At 31.7% G+C, this 15,238-nt stretch carries 14 protein-coding genes and 1 tRNA gene; 10 read left to right on the top strand and 5 right to left on the bottom strand.

The annotated features are described in order from the left end of the window. Positions 1 to 4 precede the first annotated feature (4 nt). The 3 genes from ACNQGX_RS07635 to ACNQGX_RS07625 all read left to right on the top strand — a co-directional run bounded on the left by ACNQGX_RS07635 (position 5) and on the right by ACNQGX_RS07625 (position 2,021). Positions 5 to 427 carry a tetratricopeptide repeat protein gene (locus tag ACNQGX_RS07635; protein ID WP_417975326.1) on the top strand — a complete coding sequence of 141 codons (423 nt, stop codon included), beginning with the start codon at positions 5 to 7 and terminating at the stop codon, positions 425 to 427. Between the two features lie 6 nt (positions 428 to 433). After that, a complete protein-coding gene (locus tag ACNQGX_RS07630; RefSeq protein ID WP_417975325.1) occupies positions 434 to 937 on the top strand; it encodes a hypothetical protein in 504 nt (167 codons plus the stop codon). 208 nt (positions 938 to 1,145) lie between these two features. Next, the gene (locus ACNQGX_RS07625; protein WP_417975324.1) at positions 1,146 to 2,021 is read left to right on the top strand and encodes a hypothetical protein; all 876 of its coding nucleotides are present in this window, start codon (positions 1,146 to 1,148) and stop codon (positions 2,019 to 2,021) included. Positions 2,022 to 2,114: 93 nt separating this feature from the next. Here ACNQGX_RS07625 and ACNQGX_RS07620 read toward each other — a convergent pair whose 3' ends face one another. The 4 genes from ACNQGX_RS07620 to ACNQGX_RS07605 form a co-directional block, all read right to left on the bottom strand. Then, positions 2,115 to 3,599 carry a hypothetical protein gene (locus tag ACNQGX_RS07620; protein WP_417975323.1) on the bottom strand — a complete coding sequence of 495 codons (1,485 nt, stop codon included), beginning with the start codon at positions 3,597 to 3,599 and terminating at the stop codon, positions 2,115 to 2,117. A gap of 114 nt (positions 3,600 to 3,713) precedes the next feature. After that, positions 3,714 to 4,004, bottom strand: a complete 291-nt coding sequence (locus tag ACNQGX_RS07615) for a helix-turn-helix transcriptional regulator (RefSeq protein WP_417975322.1) — start codon at positions 4,002 to 4,004, stop codon at positions 3,714 to 3,716. A gap of 80 nt (positions 4,005 to 4,084) precedes the next feature. Next, on the bottom strand, positions 4,085 to 5,326 hold the full coding sequence (locus ACNQGX_RS07610; RefSeq protein WP_417975321.1) for a hypothetical protein: 1,242 nt from the start codon (positions 5,324 to 5,326) through the stop codon (positions 4,085 to 4,087). A 557-nt stretch (positions 5,327 to 5,883) separates the two neighbouring features. Continuing rightward, positions 5,884 to 5,965: transfer RNA gene (locus ACNQGX_RS07605), tRNA-Leu, on the bottom strand. Positions 5,966 to 6,073: 108 nt separating this feature from the next. On the opposite strand from ACNQGX_RS07605, the gene ACNQGX_RS07600 reads away from it, so the two are divergent. From ACNQGX_RS07600 to ACNQGX_RS07585, 4 genes are all read left to right on the top strand, one after another. Continuing rightward, a complete protein-coding gene (locus ACNQGX_RS07600; RefSeq protein WP_417975320.1) occupies positions 6,074 to 7,462 on the top strand; it encodes a dipeptidase in 1,389 nt (462 codons plus the stop codon). A gap of 389 nt (positions 7,463 to 7,851) precedes the next feature. Next, on the top strand, positions 7,852 to 8,202 hold the full coding sequence (locus ACNQGX_RS07595) for a hypothetical protein (RefSeq protein ID WP_417975319.1): 351 nt from the start codon (positions 7,852 to 7,854) through the stop codon (positions 8,200 to 8,202). A gap of 6 nt (positions 8,203 to 8,208) precedes the next feature. Beyond that, positions 8,209 to 8,580 (top strand): BlaI/MecI/CopY family transcriptional regulator, encoded by a 372-nt coding sequence (locus ACNQGX_RS07590; RefSeq protein ID WP_417975318.1) that lies wholly within the window; start codon positions 8,209 to 8,211, stop codon positions 8,578 to 8,580. Continuing rightward, positions 8,577 to 10,259 carry an energy transducer TonB gene (locus ACNQGX_RS07585; RefSeq protein WP_417975317.1) on the top strand — a complete coding sequence of 561 codons (1,683 nt, stop codon included), beginning with the start codon at positions 8,577 to 8,579 and terminating at the stop codon, positions 10,257 to 10,259. Before ACNQGX_RS07590 ends, ACNQGX_RS07585 begins: the two co-directional genes overlap by 4 nt. 63 nt (positions 10,260 to 10,322) lie before the next feature. Here the strand turns inward: ACNQGX_RS07585 and ACNQGX_RS07580 are convergent, their stop codons facing one another. Further along, on the bottom strand, positions 10,323 to 11,693 hold the full coding sequence (locus tag ACNQGX_RS07580) for a saccharopine dehydrogenase family protein (protein WP_417975316.1): 1,371 nt from the start codon (positions 11,691 to 11,693) through the stop codon (positions 10,323 to 10,325). A gap of 181 nt (positions 11,694 to 11,874) precedes the next feature. Between ACNQGX_RS07580 and ACNQGX_RS07575 the strand changes: the two genes are divergently transcribed. The 3 genes from ACNQGX_RS07575 (at position 11,875) to ACNQGX_RS07565 (ending at position 15,198) form a co-directional block, all read left to right on the top strand. Next, a complete protein-coding gene (locus ACNQGX_RS07575; RefSeq protein ID WP_417975315.1) occupies positions 11,875 to 12,267 on the top strand; it encodes a DUF423 domain-containing protein in 393 nt (130 codons plus the stop codon). Between the two features lie 75 nt (positions 12,268 to 12,342). Continuing rightward, entirely contained in the window at positions 12,343 to 13,944 is a 1,602-nt protein-coding gene (gene pckA, locus ACNQGX_RS07570) for a phosphoenolpyruvate carboxykinase (ATP) (protein ID WP_417975314.1), read from the top strand. Between the two features lie 153 nt (positions 13,945 to 14,097). Beyond that, on the top strand, positions 14,098 to 15,198 hold the full coding sequence (locus ACNQGX_RS07565) for a DUF4407 domain-containing protein (RefSeq protein ID WP_417975313.1): 1,101 nt from the start codon (positions 14,098 to 14,100) through the stop codon (positions 15,196 to 15,198). Positions 15,199 to 15,238 lie beyond the last annotated feature (40 nt).

The raw sequence follows: 15,238 nt of genomic DNA, 5'->3' as shown, positions 1-15,238 counted from the left end.
TAAAATGAAAAACTTAAAAAAATTAATTTACTTATTGATAATATTCTTATCAACAAATATTTATTCCCAAACAAATCAAAAAACTAATGCTGAAACTTATTATAAATCCGCCGTTAGTTTATTTCAAACTGGGGATTTAGATAATGCAATAATAAACATCAATAAGTCAATAAGTATAGAACCAAACAATTCAAATGCTCATTATACAAAAGGTGTTATTTATCAAAAGCAATTAAATTATAAAGTAGCATTATCTTGTTATAAAAAATCAATACAAATAAATCCACAGAACACAGAAGCGATGTTAAAATGCGCAATAGTTTACGGAAAAATGAACGATATGGTAAATTGTTGTAAATACTTGAATATGGCTTGTGAAAATGGCAATAATGATGGTTGTACGGGATTTAGTAGGTTTTGCAAATAGATAAATATGAAATACACTTTACTTTTTCTGTATACATTAATTTTTATAAATACAGATGCACAAACTATATGGAAAAGTCCAAAATATGGATATAGTATTGAGATTCCAAAAGGCTTTACTAAATCCACATCAGTTGGAATAAATGTAGATTTTAAAGCAAACAACGGAATTGCCTCTATTGTAATAGTAGTAATTTCATTGCCTAAAGAAGTTAATAAATTAACAATTTGGGAAATATTGGGAGAATTAAAAGGTTTTGGCTCTTCTTGGGAAGATGGGGCAAAGGAGTATATGAAAAAACCAAAATTCATTAAATCAGGGAAAACATTATTAAATAATTTACCTGCATTTTGGTATGACTATACAAGCGAAGAACCTAAATTGTATTCTAAAACATATCAATTAAAAAAAGGTAATTTACTATACACTATAACATTAACCTGTTTATATAATGATTCTAATTTTTATTCGCCTGTTTGGTATCGTTTTAAAGAAAAAATAAAAATTTAAGCAAATGAAAAATATCGTTGATGTAATTTATATAATTTTACGATTTTTATTAGCTTTCTTATTAATACTTCCCGTTATGATAATATTAAGCATATTTCAGAGCTTAAACAAAAATGGAATATTTGATAAACTCGTAATTGATTTGACTAGTTTATACAGATATGTAAGTATGGAAAAAGATATTGATAAATAAAAATTTACAAAAAAAATGAAAGAAAAGAATACAACTACAATTATCAAAATTACTTTTTTCAGTTTTCTTTTTGCATCTATTTTAGTCTATGGATTAAATCATTTGGGAAAAATCAGTTTTCTTTATGATTATACTTCTCCTCCACGTGCAGATGGAAAAATCAGTTTTCAAGAATATATTCCAGCGGATACTAAAATTAGAATTTTTTATTTTGATACTTATTTTAAAAATAAAGTTGAAATTGATGGCGGAAAATGGACTGCATCAGATGTTAATTATAAATCCGATTTTGATAATTATTCTAACAAATCAGAATTTTATTTAAAAGGGACAATTGCTGATAAAAAATACATTTTATGGATTGGTTTAGCGGTAATATTTTTATTTTTAATATTAGTTTATTTCAGTGAAATTAAGCGATATATTGTTGATGCTAAAAACAACTCAAACAAAATCCATTTAGGTTATTCAGGCGTTATTCTTGTACTAATTGTGCTATTTATAACCACATATTTAGACAAACAGAATTATATAGATTATAATAACGATTTAACGGAACAAATAGAAGAACTCAATAACAGAATTTCTGATTTAGAAGACGAAAACGAGCAACTTAAAGACAAAGTTACATCTAATGAATATGATTTAAAAAAGAGCGAAATAGACCGTGAATATTACGAGACTTTGCATAATATTACTTCAAATAATGATGATTTATACACCTTAAAACGAAGTGTTCTTTATGAAACAATTAAAGGAACAGAATTCGAACAGTACATTGTTAGCGGTAATACTAGTTATGTACAAGTTGAAATTAAAGGAGCTGGTAATGTGATAAAATTTTTAAACGCTATTTCAAATGAATATTATTTAATGTACTTGCGTAAATAAAATAATTATAAGTCATTTCAAGACCCTAAAATCCAAATCAACATAAACACATTATCCAACTCTACAATTTGCTCCCATAGCCTAAAACAATGCTTAAATCCAATGTTTCATCTTAATAACAGGCGTAAATCCTAACTCTGTTGTCAAAGTGTTTTTCATAAACTCATTTACAAGATTTAGATTTGATTCAGTTGTACAAATACAATCGTGTAGCGTAAAAAACGGTACTTTTTTAAACTTGTTTTTCAGTCTTCGGGCAACAATTTTCAACATAAAATAAGATTCTATTTGTAACATCAAATGTGAAAAATGTTCGTGATGCTTTTCTTTAATTTTACTTATAAATTCAAAAATAGTTGGATACAAACTTTTGAAAGCCATTTCTTCATATAGGAACGTTTTATTTTTTGCATTCAACATTTTCAAGATTATATCTTTAGCATACTCTTTTGTTACTGTTTTTGGATAAGGCTTTTTATAGTAATTCTTGTAACTGTCCTGTGGAAAATAATATTCCTCGAATTGCCATTGATTATAAGCATTCATATAATTTGAATTATTACACGTATAATGTGGTTTACCAAATTCATCTAATATCGGAATGAAACTGGTATAGGTATATTCTGCTTTGTAAAACTCTTCTAATTTAGGAATAAAACTAGAGTAAAACTCTCCCGACAAAATACTGTTTCCAAAATCTTGAATCTCTTTATTATCAATGCTTATAGCTTCTTTTGAGAACATATAATGAATATAGAAAGATTTAGTACTATTAATTACTTTATCTAATTGAGAATTAGAATTCTTATAATTACTAATAAGATAAAATAGAAAAGTAGGAACTGAAGCAGAAATATCGATTTCTGAAATTATCTCGCCGTCAAATCGCAAAAACGGTCTGAATTCTTTTGAAAATCCTGTAATATTAGAATGAAATCGCCCGTCTGTTTTGGGGTTATGGCTCATATAATAAGTTCCATTTTGTATTTTCAGAATCTTAAACGCATTGACTAAATAATTTTTCATATTTCCTTTTTCTTCCAATATATCGGAATTATGGTTTAACGCCTCTTGAAATTGAATTGTTAGTCTTTTGGGGTTAAAATATTCCGTCAAAAATTCAAAGTTTTTTTCTACTTCGGGTTTAAGTACCAACCTATTTTCATTATTCAATTTTTTAACCAATAATCTATCAGTAATTACATACGGCTCTAACTGTTCCCAATAATAAAAATAGCGCAAACGATAACCGTAACATTTGTTTTCTGAATAGTTAGCCCTAGCCAAAATATTACCAATATTTGGGAAATTTTCACATAAATAACGAATATGAAAACGGTAATTTTTATTATAACTTTCAAGCTTTATCGAAGATAAACGATTATATTCATCATATAAGTTAGCATGTCCATCTTTCTCGATTCTGTTTGCCATTTGTTGCAATACAAAGTGGAGGATTAAGTAAGCAAAATCTATATTGAAATCTTTAATTGTAAGGTTTCCTTGTTGTGGCGTGAACTGTTTCAGTCGTTCTTCTATGTTTATATTTTTTAGTTTTAATATAGTGTATTTTGTCATTATCTTTGGTTAAAAAAGACATAGCGAAGCCCTGACGTGTAAGAACATCGCTAATTGTCTTTGTGTTAAATTGATTTATTTATGGCAGATTTGCCTGTAAGTGAAGATTAAGGATTATGCAACATGGTTTAATCTATCCATGATTGCGCATTTTTGATAATAAACCCTACCACCCATTTTTTGTGCGGGCAAGGTCTTATCATTATTCCAATGAAATAAGGTTGTATAAGAAACCCCTAGTAATTCACTAGCTTGCTTCCTTGATAATAATCCATCTGATTCAGCTTTTGGGTTCAGCTGAATAACATTATTGATTTTTTGAAGTTCTGCTTTTACGCAGGCAGAAATAATTTCTGTAAGTTCAGAAATATTCATTTGAATTAATTGTACGCTTTTTTCAGTCATTTGTAGTGGTTTTAAATTTATTCTACAAAGATTAAAAAAGGGAAAAAGGGAAAAAAAAGGGATTTAAAAAAGGGGAAAAATTATTGAATTGCTTTTAATCTAGCTTTATTAATTTGAAGGTCTGTTTCTATTTTTTTATACAATGTATCTATACTTTTGACAGATGAATCAATTCCTTTGAAATATTTTTGATAATCAGTTTTACTGTAATTTAAAATTTTATTTTCGTCGAAATTTAAAACACAATCAAAATTCTTTAGTTTTGAGAAATCAGTTTGTTCGTTTTCTGTGAAATAATCTAATATGTAAAACAAATTACAAAAATTATAAAATTCAATTTGATTAATCTTTGAAATATTTCTCTTTTTTAGCTCACTGTACTTGTTATTACATAGAACATTCAGAACATCCTCTATTTCAGCTTCGGTAAATTTTTTATTACTCAAATAAGTAACTAGTTTTTTGTTTCTCTTTTTTAATGATATTAAATCTTCATACAATTCTTTTTCCAACTCGTTATAGTTGATATTGACTAAATTACTAGTGTTAAACAATCTATCTTCTAAATATTGGTACAATAAATAATCTATTGAATTTTCTAACTTTTCGAAGTAAACAGAATAAACAATCTTTGAGCAATCTTGTTTATTTAAAAATTCTAAATAATCTGTTAAAGACTTGTCATAATTTATGTGAAGTCCTTTACTATCTGAAAATCCTTTTAACTGAAAATTATTATTTTCAACACTTTTAAAGAGCTTAGTTTTGTATTCTTTTTTTTTAAAATCCAAATATTCAGAAGACAAATCAAGATTTAATAAATCTTTTGCTTTCTCGATATTAATTATTTTCAACTTTTCTGTTATAATTAATTTCATACACTCATGTACTACAATATCAAACATTTGTATATAATAAGTAATGAATACATTTTGATTGTGTTTTCTTAATTCAAAATATTCATAAAATAATCTATGTAAATCAGTAGTTTTAAATTCTAAACTTGTAGGTGCTCCAAAACCGTCTCCATCAGGGTAACCCTCTGTAAAGTTTTCATTTAAATAGTTCAATAAATTATTTATTTCTTCATTATTAAGCAAATCAGAAATTGATTTTAATTCAGGATTGCAATTCGAGGTTATAATTATTTGATTTATATCAATACCTCCCTTAATAAACTCTTCATATTCTAAAAAATTTTTATCAGAAAAAGGGTCGAGTTTATCTTTTTCCCCAAAAAAATATGTGATATAATCACATAATTCTTCAACGTCCATTAATGCATAAATTGCAAAATCAAGAACCGTTTTTTCTTTATTCATATTTTAATTAAAAGCAATGTTAGGTTTTGCGGTTTTGCTAACACGTTTTGCTAACGTAGTATAAGGTTGCAAAGGAAAATTTCTATCATTCATATATGTGATTGATTCACAAAGTTAGAAAACTTATTTTAATATTGTAGGGATTTTAAAAATACAATTTCTTGAAAAAATTAATTTATACCCCCCACCAAAACCACCAGAAAGAAAACCTAGCGTGGCAAAACGTTTTTTTGAGTGTACTCCCCATTTTTTATTCGAGAATAGAAACCAACATAATAAAATGATTTACACAGAAAACGAAACAAAGACATTTATTTAAGGACAAAAAACCAAACTGCGAAACTTTTATTATTCCAAGTTAATACTATAGAAACAGATAAACGATGTTTTAAAGATACTGTTTAACAATTTTTAACTTATTACATTAATCTAATTCAATCACATTAAAATAGATTCATTTTAGCTCCACAATATGAAATGGGGGTGTTATTGGGGGAATATACAAAATAAAAAAGCCTTAAACTATTGATCTACAACAGATTAAGACTTAATATTTGTGCGGATAATAGGACTCGAACCTACACGCCTTGCGGCACCAGATCCTAAGTCTGGCATGTCTACCAATTTCACCATATCCGCGCAATTGTGGGTGCAAAGATAAACATAACTTCCAATTTTCAAAGTAAATTTGACAAAAAATATTCATACTCTTTTTTGTACTTTTGAAATATAAACAAAATTCAAATAATGGAAAATATTAAAGCATACGTTCAAGAACACAAAGACCGCTTTATCAATGAGTTAATCGAATTATTAAAAATCCCATCCGTAAGTGCTGACACCGCTTATTCCCATGATGTTTTTGAAACAGCTGATGCCGTAAAAGCCAGTTTAGAAAAAGCAGGCTGTGATTTTGTTGAAATTTGTGATACTCCGGGTTATCCAATTGTCTACGGTGAAAAAATCATAGACAAATCATTACCAACCGTTTTAGTGTACGGACATTATGATGTTCAACCACCAGACCCAATGGAATTATGGACTTCTCCACCCTTTGAACCCGTAATCAAGAAAACCGAAATTCATCCCGAAGGCGCTATTTTTGCACGTGGATCTTGTGATGACAAAGGCCAAATGTACATGCACGTCAAAGCATTGGAATACATGGTTCAATCGAAAACTTTGCCTTGTAATGTGAAATTCATGATTGAAGGTGAAGAGGAAATCGGTTCTAAAAGCTTGAGTTGGTTTGTGGAACGCAATCAGGAAAAACTAAAGAATGACGTGATTTTAATTTCGGACACCGGAATGATTTCTAATCAGCAACCGTCAATCACTACAGGATTACGTGGATTAAGCTATGTAGAAGTGGAAGTTACGGGGCCAAACCGTGATTTACATTCTGGATTATATGGTGGTGCTGTTGCCAACCCGATAAACGTTTTAGCCAAAATGATTGCTTCACTTCATGATGAAAACAATCACATTACCATTCCCGGTTTCTATGATAATGTAGCAGAACTATCGCTGGAAGAAAGAGCTGAAATGGCCAAAGCACCTTTCAATTTAGAAAACTACAAAAAAGCATTGGACTTAAATGACGTTTATGGCGAAAAAGGCTATGTAACTAACGAAAGAAACTCTATTCGTCCTACACTGGATGTCAACGGAATTTGGGGTGGATACACCGGAGAAGGTGCTAAAACTGTGATTGCGAGCAAAGCTTTCGCTAAAATATCCATGCGTTTGGTTCCTAATCAAGATTGGGAACAAATCACCGAACTTTTCACTAAACATTTCACAAGCCTTGCTCCTGCCGGCGTTACCGTAAAAGTAAAACCACATCATGGCGGACAAGGTTATGTAACCCCAATAGACAGCATTGGCTACAAAGCCGCAAACATGGCGTATACTGAAACCTTTGGCGTTCCTGCCATTCCTGTGCGCTCAGGAGGCAGTATTCCTATCGTTGCTTTGTTCGAAAAAGAATTGAAGAGTAAAACCATTCTGATGGGATTTGGTCTGGATAGCGATGCCATTCACTCGCCAAATGAACATTTTGGAATTTTTAATTACCTGAAAGGAATTGAAACCATTCCGTTGTTTTATAAATATTTTGTGGAGTTGTCGAAATAATATTTTTTAGATACCGTCAGTTCGTCCCGACGCTTCGGGATTTTGCAAAGAGAAACGGAACAAAAAAGTATCGAGAACCTTTTTACAACTATTAATCCGTTCAGTAATGAGCGGATTTTTTTTGGCGTTTCCCGCCAAAAAAGCGGGGCAGGCTTTCCGTTCTCAATCTTTTTATTTTTTAAAGAAAAAAAATAAAAAGGATTTTCACTTCACTCCTTAACGCAACATCCTGAAAACCAAAATATTTTTTATTTAAAATTTGTTTATTTGAATTTATATTCTACATTTGTAGAGTAAGCTCTATTTTCGTAGAACAAAATCATTTTATGCGACAAACAATTATTGTAATCGGCTTGCTATTTTTGGTTTTTGGTTGTAAAACCAATCAGATGAAGAATAAACATAGAGAAGGACTTTGGATTGAACAATACACACAGGATAGTTCTCATTATAAATCGGTTGGAAAATACCGAAAAGGGGATCCCGTAAAAAAATGGAGTTATTACTTGAATGATAAAATCATCAAAAGAGAAAAATACAAAAACAACATTTGCATCACTACTTTTTATCATGAAAATGGAAAAATACAGTCCAAAGGGAAAACAAAAATGGAAACCAGCGGCAAGTACGTACATTGGTTTTATTTTGGCGACTGGAACTTCTTTAATGAAGATGGAAAACTAACAACAATAAAAAAATACAATAACGGAGAATCACTTTCCGAAATAGAAATTAAATAAAACATCATGCAACTATCCAATTCAGAAGAACAATTAATGGAACACCTTTGGAAACTGGAAAAAGCCTTCATGAAAGACTTGCTTGAAGCGTATCCAAAACCAAAACCGGCTACCACAACAGTGGCTACTTTACTGAAAAGAATGATTGACAAACAATTTGTAGCCTACACTGAATTTGGGAACTCCCGGGAATATTATCCTTTGGTCAAAAAAACCGATTATTTCTCGAAACACGTCAACGGATTGATTAGCAATTTCTTCAACAATTCGGCTTCGCAATTTGCTTCTTTCTTTACCACCGAAACCAATTTATCCCAAACGGAACTGGAAGAACTCAAGAAAATAATAGATAGTGAAATTCAAAAAAAGAAAAAATGAGCGACTTTCTGATCAAATCGACAATTACTTTATTCGTGTTACTGGCAGTGTATTATTTGTTTTTAGAAAAAGAAAAAATACATCTATTCAATAGGCTCTACTTGCTGTTCAGCCTTGCTTTTTCGATGGTAATTCCATTTATAACTATTGAAGTCATAGAGGAAATAGCACAACCTACAGTCAATCCAGGAAACATCCAAATACTACAAGGAAGTGCAGTAGTATTTGAAGAAACAAACTATTTGGAAATTGGATTGTGGAGTTTATATGCAGTAGTAACGCTCATTTTGGCGATACGTTTTATCAATAATATCATCAAGATTTCATCTAAAATAAAATCGAATACCCCTATTGATTATAAAAATGCCAAATTGATTTTGGTCCCCGAAAAAACACTGCCGCATACTTTTCTAAACACTATTTTCATCAATGAAACGGAATACAATAACCGTGAAATTGAAGCCGAATTATATACGCATGAACTCACACATGTATCCCAAAAACACACTTTGGATATTTTATTCATCGAAATCTTAAAAACCGTTTTTTGGTTCAACCCTATTTTTATTTTTTATAAAAAAGCCATACAACTCAATCACGAATTTCTTGCCGACGAGAAAGTAGTGACATCCTATAACAACGTTCCGTTCTATCAATCTTTATTACTATCGAAAGCTAACGAGAACCAAACTTTTTACTTGGCCAGTAATTTGAATTATTTAATAACTAAAAAAAGACTACTCATGATGACAAAAACCACATCAAGAACTAAATCAATTGTAAAGAAAATCGTTTTGATTCCGCTTTTTACTGGACTAATAAGCTTTTTATGCGTACAAACAGTTGCGCAACCCGCCAATAATAAAAACGAGACTTCTCTATCCGAAGATAAAAAAAGAGACGACTATTACAAAGGTGTTCGGTTAATTGTGAAAGACAACCGTAAAAAAGTCTTAATTGATAAAAAATATGAAGACCTTACTTTAAGTGAAAAGAGATTGTATATTGGAAATGCTCCTGCACCAATCAAAAAGAAAAGTCCAACGCAAAAAGAATTTGAAAGCTGGATAAACGATACTAAATTTTCAGGATTATTAGATGGTAAAAAAATTAACAATATCGATTTAAAAAAATATAGCGCCAATTATATTGCATATTACTCAAGATATTACAACCCTACTAAAAATGGAAAACCTTATGAAACTGATCTAAACCATTACCTGTTATTAAGCAATCCCCATTTTGAAAAAAAAATAAAAAACAAAGACAAAAAATTTTCTTTTAAAGTAATAGAGAAAACAATAAAAGAAGGTACCGTTGCAAAACCAGTAATCACAAGAGATGTACAAAAAAACAAAACAACGAGCATTTACTACAATCCAAAACCTAAATACCCAGGAGGGATAGAGAAATTTTATCAATTTGTGGGAAAAAATTTCAATATCCCTGAAGAAGTTGAAAAAAATAAGATAAAAGGAAAAGTGTATTTAACTTTTATAGTTGAAATGGACGGAACACTTTCTGACATTAAAATCATAAAAGATATGGGTTATGGAACTGGAGCAGAAGCGGTTCGTGTTTTAAAATTATCCCCAAAATGGATTCCTGCAAAAATCAACAATAAACCCGTTAGAGTAATGTATAGTTTACCTATTACCATTCGCTCTAGTAAAGCATAATAGTAAAAAACAAATCCGCTTCATAAAGGAGCGGATTTATCAAACTAAAAATCTAAAAAACTACTAACTAAGCTCTTTATCAGGATTATATCCTAAATACGACATGGATTGTTCCTTGAAAACAACGCCATATTCTTCTAACTCTTTCAAAATAGGCACATACACTTCTTTACGGATAGGCAATTGAACTCCCGGAGTCGTAATGGTACCATTAAGTATTAATAAAGTCGCCATTGCAACCGGCAAACCTACAGTTTTAGCCATGGCTGTATACGTTTGATCGTCGCCAATACAAACCATTTTTGAATCTATTTGTTCTTTTTTGCCATTTAATTCGTATCCAAACTTGTGATACATGACAATCATATCTTTATCTTTAGGTTGAAGTGTCCAACTGTCACTGAGGATTTTCTCCAATATTTGAGCAGGAGTAGCATTCTTCAAGCCTACTATTTTAGTACGATTGAACAAGTCCAATTCTAAAAGTTTGTCCCACATGATGTCATCTTGGTCAATCTTCAGAATCAAACGCGTTTTAATTTCTACTGAATCCGTTGGGTGATACGGCAAAAATGAGTTCACAAATTCTCTGTAACTCATGGTCTCTGAATCTTCCATGATGTAACTGTCATCCGTCATTCCTAATTGCACAAACATATTCCAAGCTTTAGAAAAACCAACTCTCCGAATTGTTCCTCTATATAAAGTAAGCACATTATCTAAACCATACACACTTCTGTATTTTAGGGAATCCCGATTCGAATACGCTTCAAATCGTCCATACCCTTCCACTTCCAGAAACTCCGTTCTGCGGAATAAATTACAATACGGAATGTACTTGTATGTTCCTTCCTGAATAAATTTGGCTGCTCCACCCTGACCGGCAAGAACTACATTACGAGGTGCCCAGGTAAATTTATAATTCCAAAGATTCGTATCTGATTCCGGAGCAACAAGTCCACCGCAAAAAGATTCAAAAAGAAGCATTTTACCTCCTTTGTCTTTTATTTCATCAATCACTTTCATCGCACTCATGTGGTCAATCCCAGGATCAAGCCCAATTTCATTCATGAAAATCAGATTATTCTCTTTGGCCGCAGCATCTAATTCCTGCATGGCATCACTCACGTAAGAAGCGGTAACCAAATGTTTTTTGTAAACAATACAATCCTTAGCCACTTCAATATGCAAATGAGCCGGCAACATTGAAATAACAATATTAGCTTTCTGAATCGCTTCTTTTCTTTGATTTTCATCAAAAATATCTAAGGCAATCGCCGTTGCATTGGGATGGTTATTTGTCTTTTTTTGAGCTAATGCCAATGACAAATCACCAATAACAACATGCAGATTCTCTTTTTCAGATTTATTTAGAAGATACTGTATCAAAGACGAAGCTGATCTTCCTGCTCCAATGATTAAAATTGTTCTCATTTTTTATAATTATAACACAAACATACAAAATTGTTGTATTTATAACAAATAGCGTTGTTAAAATTTTCCATAAATGGCAAAAAATTCAACACCAGCTAAATCAATCCCTATTAAAAGTATCTCATAAAACATTTTTAATTTAAATATAGATGAGATACTTTTGTAATAAAACAAAATCAACATGGACAAAAAGATAATTTCAACAGGAGCTATTTTGGGAATGATTGCAATAATTCTTGGTGCTTTTGGCGCACATGCCCTAAAAAAAGTACTGCCTATGGAACAATTAGCTACTTTTGAAACCGGTGTGCGTTACCAAATGTACCATGCCTTGTTTTTATTGTTTATTGGACTAATGAAAGACATCCCTCAAAAAGCAAAAAAAGCAATCTATTTTTTGGTTCTTTTTGGCGTAATTTTATTCTCTGGATCAATTTATCTATTAGCGACAAACAATCTTACTTCTTTTGATTTTAAAATTATAGGATTCGTGACTCCTATTGGCGGACTCCTATTAATACTGGCCTGGGGCGTTTTATTGATGAATATTATGAATAAAAAATCACAAAATTAGAAGAATCAAAGGCTATCTGAAATATAATTTCTACTTTTGCAGTCTATAAAAAAGAAACTACACAACAATAAATTTATGGACAGTAACACGCTTTTCTCGCAATCGATTTCGTTAAAAGAATTAGGAATTGAAAATGCAAAAATTCATTACCAGTTATCCCCTGAAGAATTACACGACATAACAATAAAATCAGGTCAAGGAATTGAAAGTTCTACTGGAGCATTAGCTGTAAATACAGGAGAGTACACAGGCCGTTCACCGCAAGACCGATATATAGTAAAAGACAGCATCAGTGAAAATCAAGTTTGGTGGGGGAAAGTAAACATTCCTTTTGAGCCAACTGCTTTTGAAGCACTATACAATAAGGTCACTTCTTATTTATCCAACAAAGAAATTTTCGTTAGAGACTCTTATGTATGCTCTGATCCAAATTATAGATTGAATGTTCGCGTAATTACAGAAACACCTTGGGCAAATTTATTTTGTTACAATATGTTTTTAAGACCTGAACAGGAAGAATTAGCAAAATTTAGCCCAGAATGGACTTTACTTTGCGTGCCTAGCTTTATGGCAGACCCTGCAGTTGACGGAACTCGTCAAAGCAATTTTGCGATTCTAGACTTTACTCGAAAAGTAGTTTTGATAGGCGGAACCGGGTATACAGGAGAAATGAAAAAAGGTATATTTTCTGCTTTGAATTTCATTTTGCCAGTTTTCAAAAACACGTTACCAATGCACTGTAGTGCCAATGTTGGAAAAGACGGTGACACTGCCATTTTCTTTGGATTATCAGGAACTGGAAAAACAACGTTATCTGCAGATCCAAACAGAAAATTAATTGGTGATGATGAGCACGGCTGGACCAATGAAAACACTGTTTTTAATTTTGAAGGCGGTTGTTATGCAAAAGTCATAAACCTTTCTGAAGAAAACGAACCAGACATTTTTAGAGCTATAAAGAAAGGCGCAATCCTTGAGAATGTAGTACTTAACAAAGATACCAATGAGGTTGATTTTGATGATGTTTCTATCACTCAAAACACTCGAGTAAGTTATCCTATTTATCATATTGATAACATTCAGCCAGGTTCTATTGGGAAAAATCCTAAAAACATCTTTTTCTTAACTGCCGATTCTTTCGGAATATTACCTCCAATTTCTAAACTGACTCCTGGGCAGGCTGCGTATCATTTCATTTCTGGTTATACGGCAAAAGTTGCGGGTACAGAAGCTGGAATTACAGAACCTCAGCCTAATTTTTCTGCTTGTTTTGGCGCACCTTTTATGCCATTGCACCCAACAAAATATGCTGAAATGTTGAGTAAAAAAATGAAGGATGCCAATGTAAAAGTTTGGTTAATCAATACCGGTTGGACTGGTGGACCTTACGGAATAGGAAGTCGAATGAAATTAAAATACACGCGTGCCATGATTACCGCTGCTTTAAACGGAGAATTGGACGATGTAGCGTATGAAAATCACAAAGTATTTGGGATTGCTAAACCGCAAACCTGTCCAAATGTTCCTAGTGAAATATTAAATCCTAGAAACACGTGGGAAGATCCCGAATTATACGATAAAAAAGCGGTGGAATTAGCTCAAAAATTTAAAGCTAACTTCGCCAAGTTTGAAGAATTTGCCAATGCCGAAATTATGGCAGGAGCACCATTAGCTTAAGTTAATATTAATTCAAAAACCAATAGAGCCGTTCGTAAAGAGCGGCTCTTTTTTTATATACAAAAGGCTAATTAAAAACATATCAACTATTTATACCAATATTCATTTTTTGGCGTTAAATTTGCACCCATCAATCAATCAAAAAAATCAATCATGTTAAAACAATTTTTTATCCTTTGTTCCGGAGCTGACAAAGACCTTCTTGAAGGCTGCTCCGAAGGCGAACAAACCAAATATGTTGGTATTGGCGCCACCGTTTTCTTCACTGCCGTCATGGCTTTTATTGCCAGTGCTTATGCGCTGTTTACCGTTTTTGACAGCATTTATCCCGCAATCGCGTTTGGTATAGTTTGGAGTTTGCTTATTTTCAATTTGGATCGTTTTATTGTTTCCACTATTCGAAAAAGAGACCAATTTGGAAGTGAATTTCTACAGGCAACTCCCCGAATTATTTTGGCAATAATCATTGCGATAGTGATTTCAAAACCATTGGAGATTAAAATCTTCGAAAAAGAAATCAATACGGTTTTATTGAAAGAGAAAAATGCCATGGCTTTGAATAACAAAAAGGAAGTGGCGAATTATTTCAAATCGGATTTGGACAAGAACAAAGCCGAAATAGCCAATTTGAAATCAGAAATTACCAAGAAAGAAAAAGAAGTCAATACCCTTTACGAAACCTACATCACAGAGGCTGAAGGAACTGCCGGAACCAAAAAACTAGGCAAAGGCCCTGTTTTTAAAGAAAAAATTGCCAAACATGATTTGGTAAAGAAAGAACTGGACACCTTACAAAAAACCAACTTGGTTAAAATTGCTGAAATGGAGAAAAACACCAAAACCCTCCAAACCGATTTAGACAAAAAAGTTACCGAAACCCAACCTATTATTGATGGATTTGACGGTTTAATGGCACGAATCAATGCATTAAATAAATTGCCTTGGCTGCCTTCATTTTTCATCATGTTGTTGTTTTTAGCCATTGAAACGTCTCCAATTATTGCCAAACTATTATCTCCAAAAGGAGAATACGACTATAAATTGGAAGATTTAGAAACGGCGCTAAAAGCAACAATCGAACAAGACAAATACCAACGTGGTTTGCTGGTAAAAACAAGTGCCGCTATGCACGACAAAGTCTATGGAGATATTGCGGACGATAAGAGATTGTATGATTTGCAACGAAAAAATGCAACCGATTTATTAGAATTACAATCTAATAATTTTATAGAAAAGCAAAAGAGAACATTATAAAAAAAAGGGGCGTTTTTGCCTCTTTTTTTATAATGTTCTC

Source organism: Flavobacterium glycogeni (assembly GCF_048286775.1).
Classification (GTDB): domain Bacteria; phylum Bacteroidota; class Bacteroidia; order Flavobacteriales; family Flavobacteriaceae; genus Flavobacterium.
The sequence above is the reverse complement of the archived record's forward strand: the minus strand, read 5'-3'. Positions and strand labels throughout refer to the sequence as shown.

Excerpts from the sequence above, each read along its gene's own strand:
- ACNQGX_RS07635 (WP_417975326.1), top strand. The coding sequence starts at position 5 with ATGAAAAACTTAAAAAAATTAATTTACTTATTGATAATATTCTTATCA.
- ACNQGX_RS07630 (WP_417975325.1), top strand. The coding sequence starts at position 434 with ATGAAATACACTTTACTTTTTCTGTATACATTAATTTTTATAAATACA.
- ACNQGX_RS07625 (WP_417975324.1), top strand. The coding sequence starts at position 1,146 with ATGAAAGAAAAGAATACAACTACAATTATCAAAATTACTTTTTTCAGT.
- ACNQGX_RS07620 (WP_417975323.1), bottom strand. The coding sequence starts at position 3,599 with ATGACAAAATACACTATATTAAAACTAAAAAATATAAACATAGAAGAA.
- ACNQGX_RS07615 (WP_417975322.1), bottom strand. The coding sequence starts at position 4,004 with ATGACTGAAAAAAGCGTACAATTAATTCAAATGAATATTTCTGAACTT.
- ACNQGX_RS07610 (WP_417975321.1), bottom strand. The coding sequence starts at position 5,326 with ATGAATAAAGAAAAAACGGTTCTTGATTTTGCAATTTATGCATTAATG.
- ACNQGX_RS07600 (WP_417975320.1), top strand. The coding sequence starts at position 6,074 with ATGGAAAATATTAAAGCATACGTTCAAGAACACAAAGACCGCTTTATC.
- ACNQGX_RS07595 (WP_417975319.1), top strand. The coding sequence starts at position 7,852 with ATGAAGAATAAACATAGAGAAGGACTTTGGATTGAACAATACACACAG.
- ACNQGX_RS07590 (WP_417975318.1), top strand. The coding sequence starts at position 8,209 with ATGCAACTATCCAATTCAGAAGAACAATTAATGGAACACCTTTGGAAA.
- ACNQGX_RS07585 (WP_417975317.1), top strand. The coding sequence starts at position 8,577 with ATGAGCGACTTTCTGATCAAATCGACAATTACTTTATTCGTGTTACTG.
- ACNQGX_RS07580 (WP_417975316.1), bottom strand. The coding sequence starts at position 11,693 with ATGAGAACAATTTTAATCATTGGAGCAGGAAGATCAGCTTCGTCTTTG.
- ACNQGX_RS07575 (WP_417975315.1), top strand. The coding sequence starts at position 11,875 with ATGGACAAAAAGATAATTTCAACAGGAGCTATTTTGGGAATGATTGCA.
- pckA (WP_417975314.1), top strand. The coding sequence starts at position 12,343 with ATGGACAGTAACACGCTTTTCTCGCAATCGATTTCGTTAAAAGAATTA.
- ACNQGX_RS07565 (WP_417975313.1), top strand. The coding sequence starts at position 14,098 with ATGTTAAAACAATTTTTTATCCTTTGTTCCGGAGCTGACAAAGACCTT.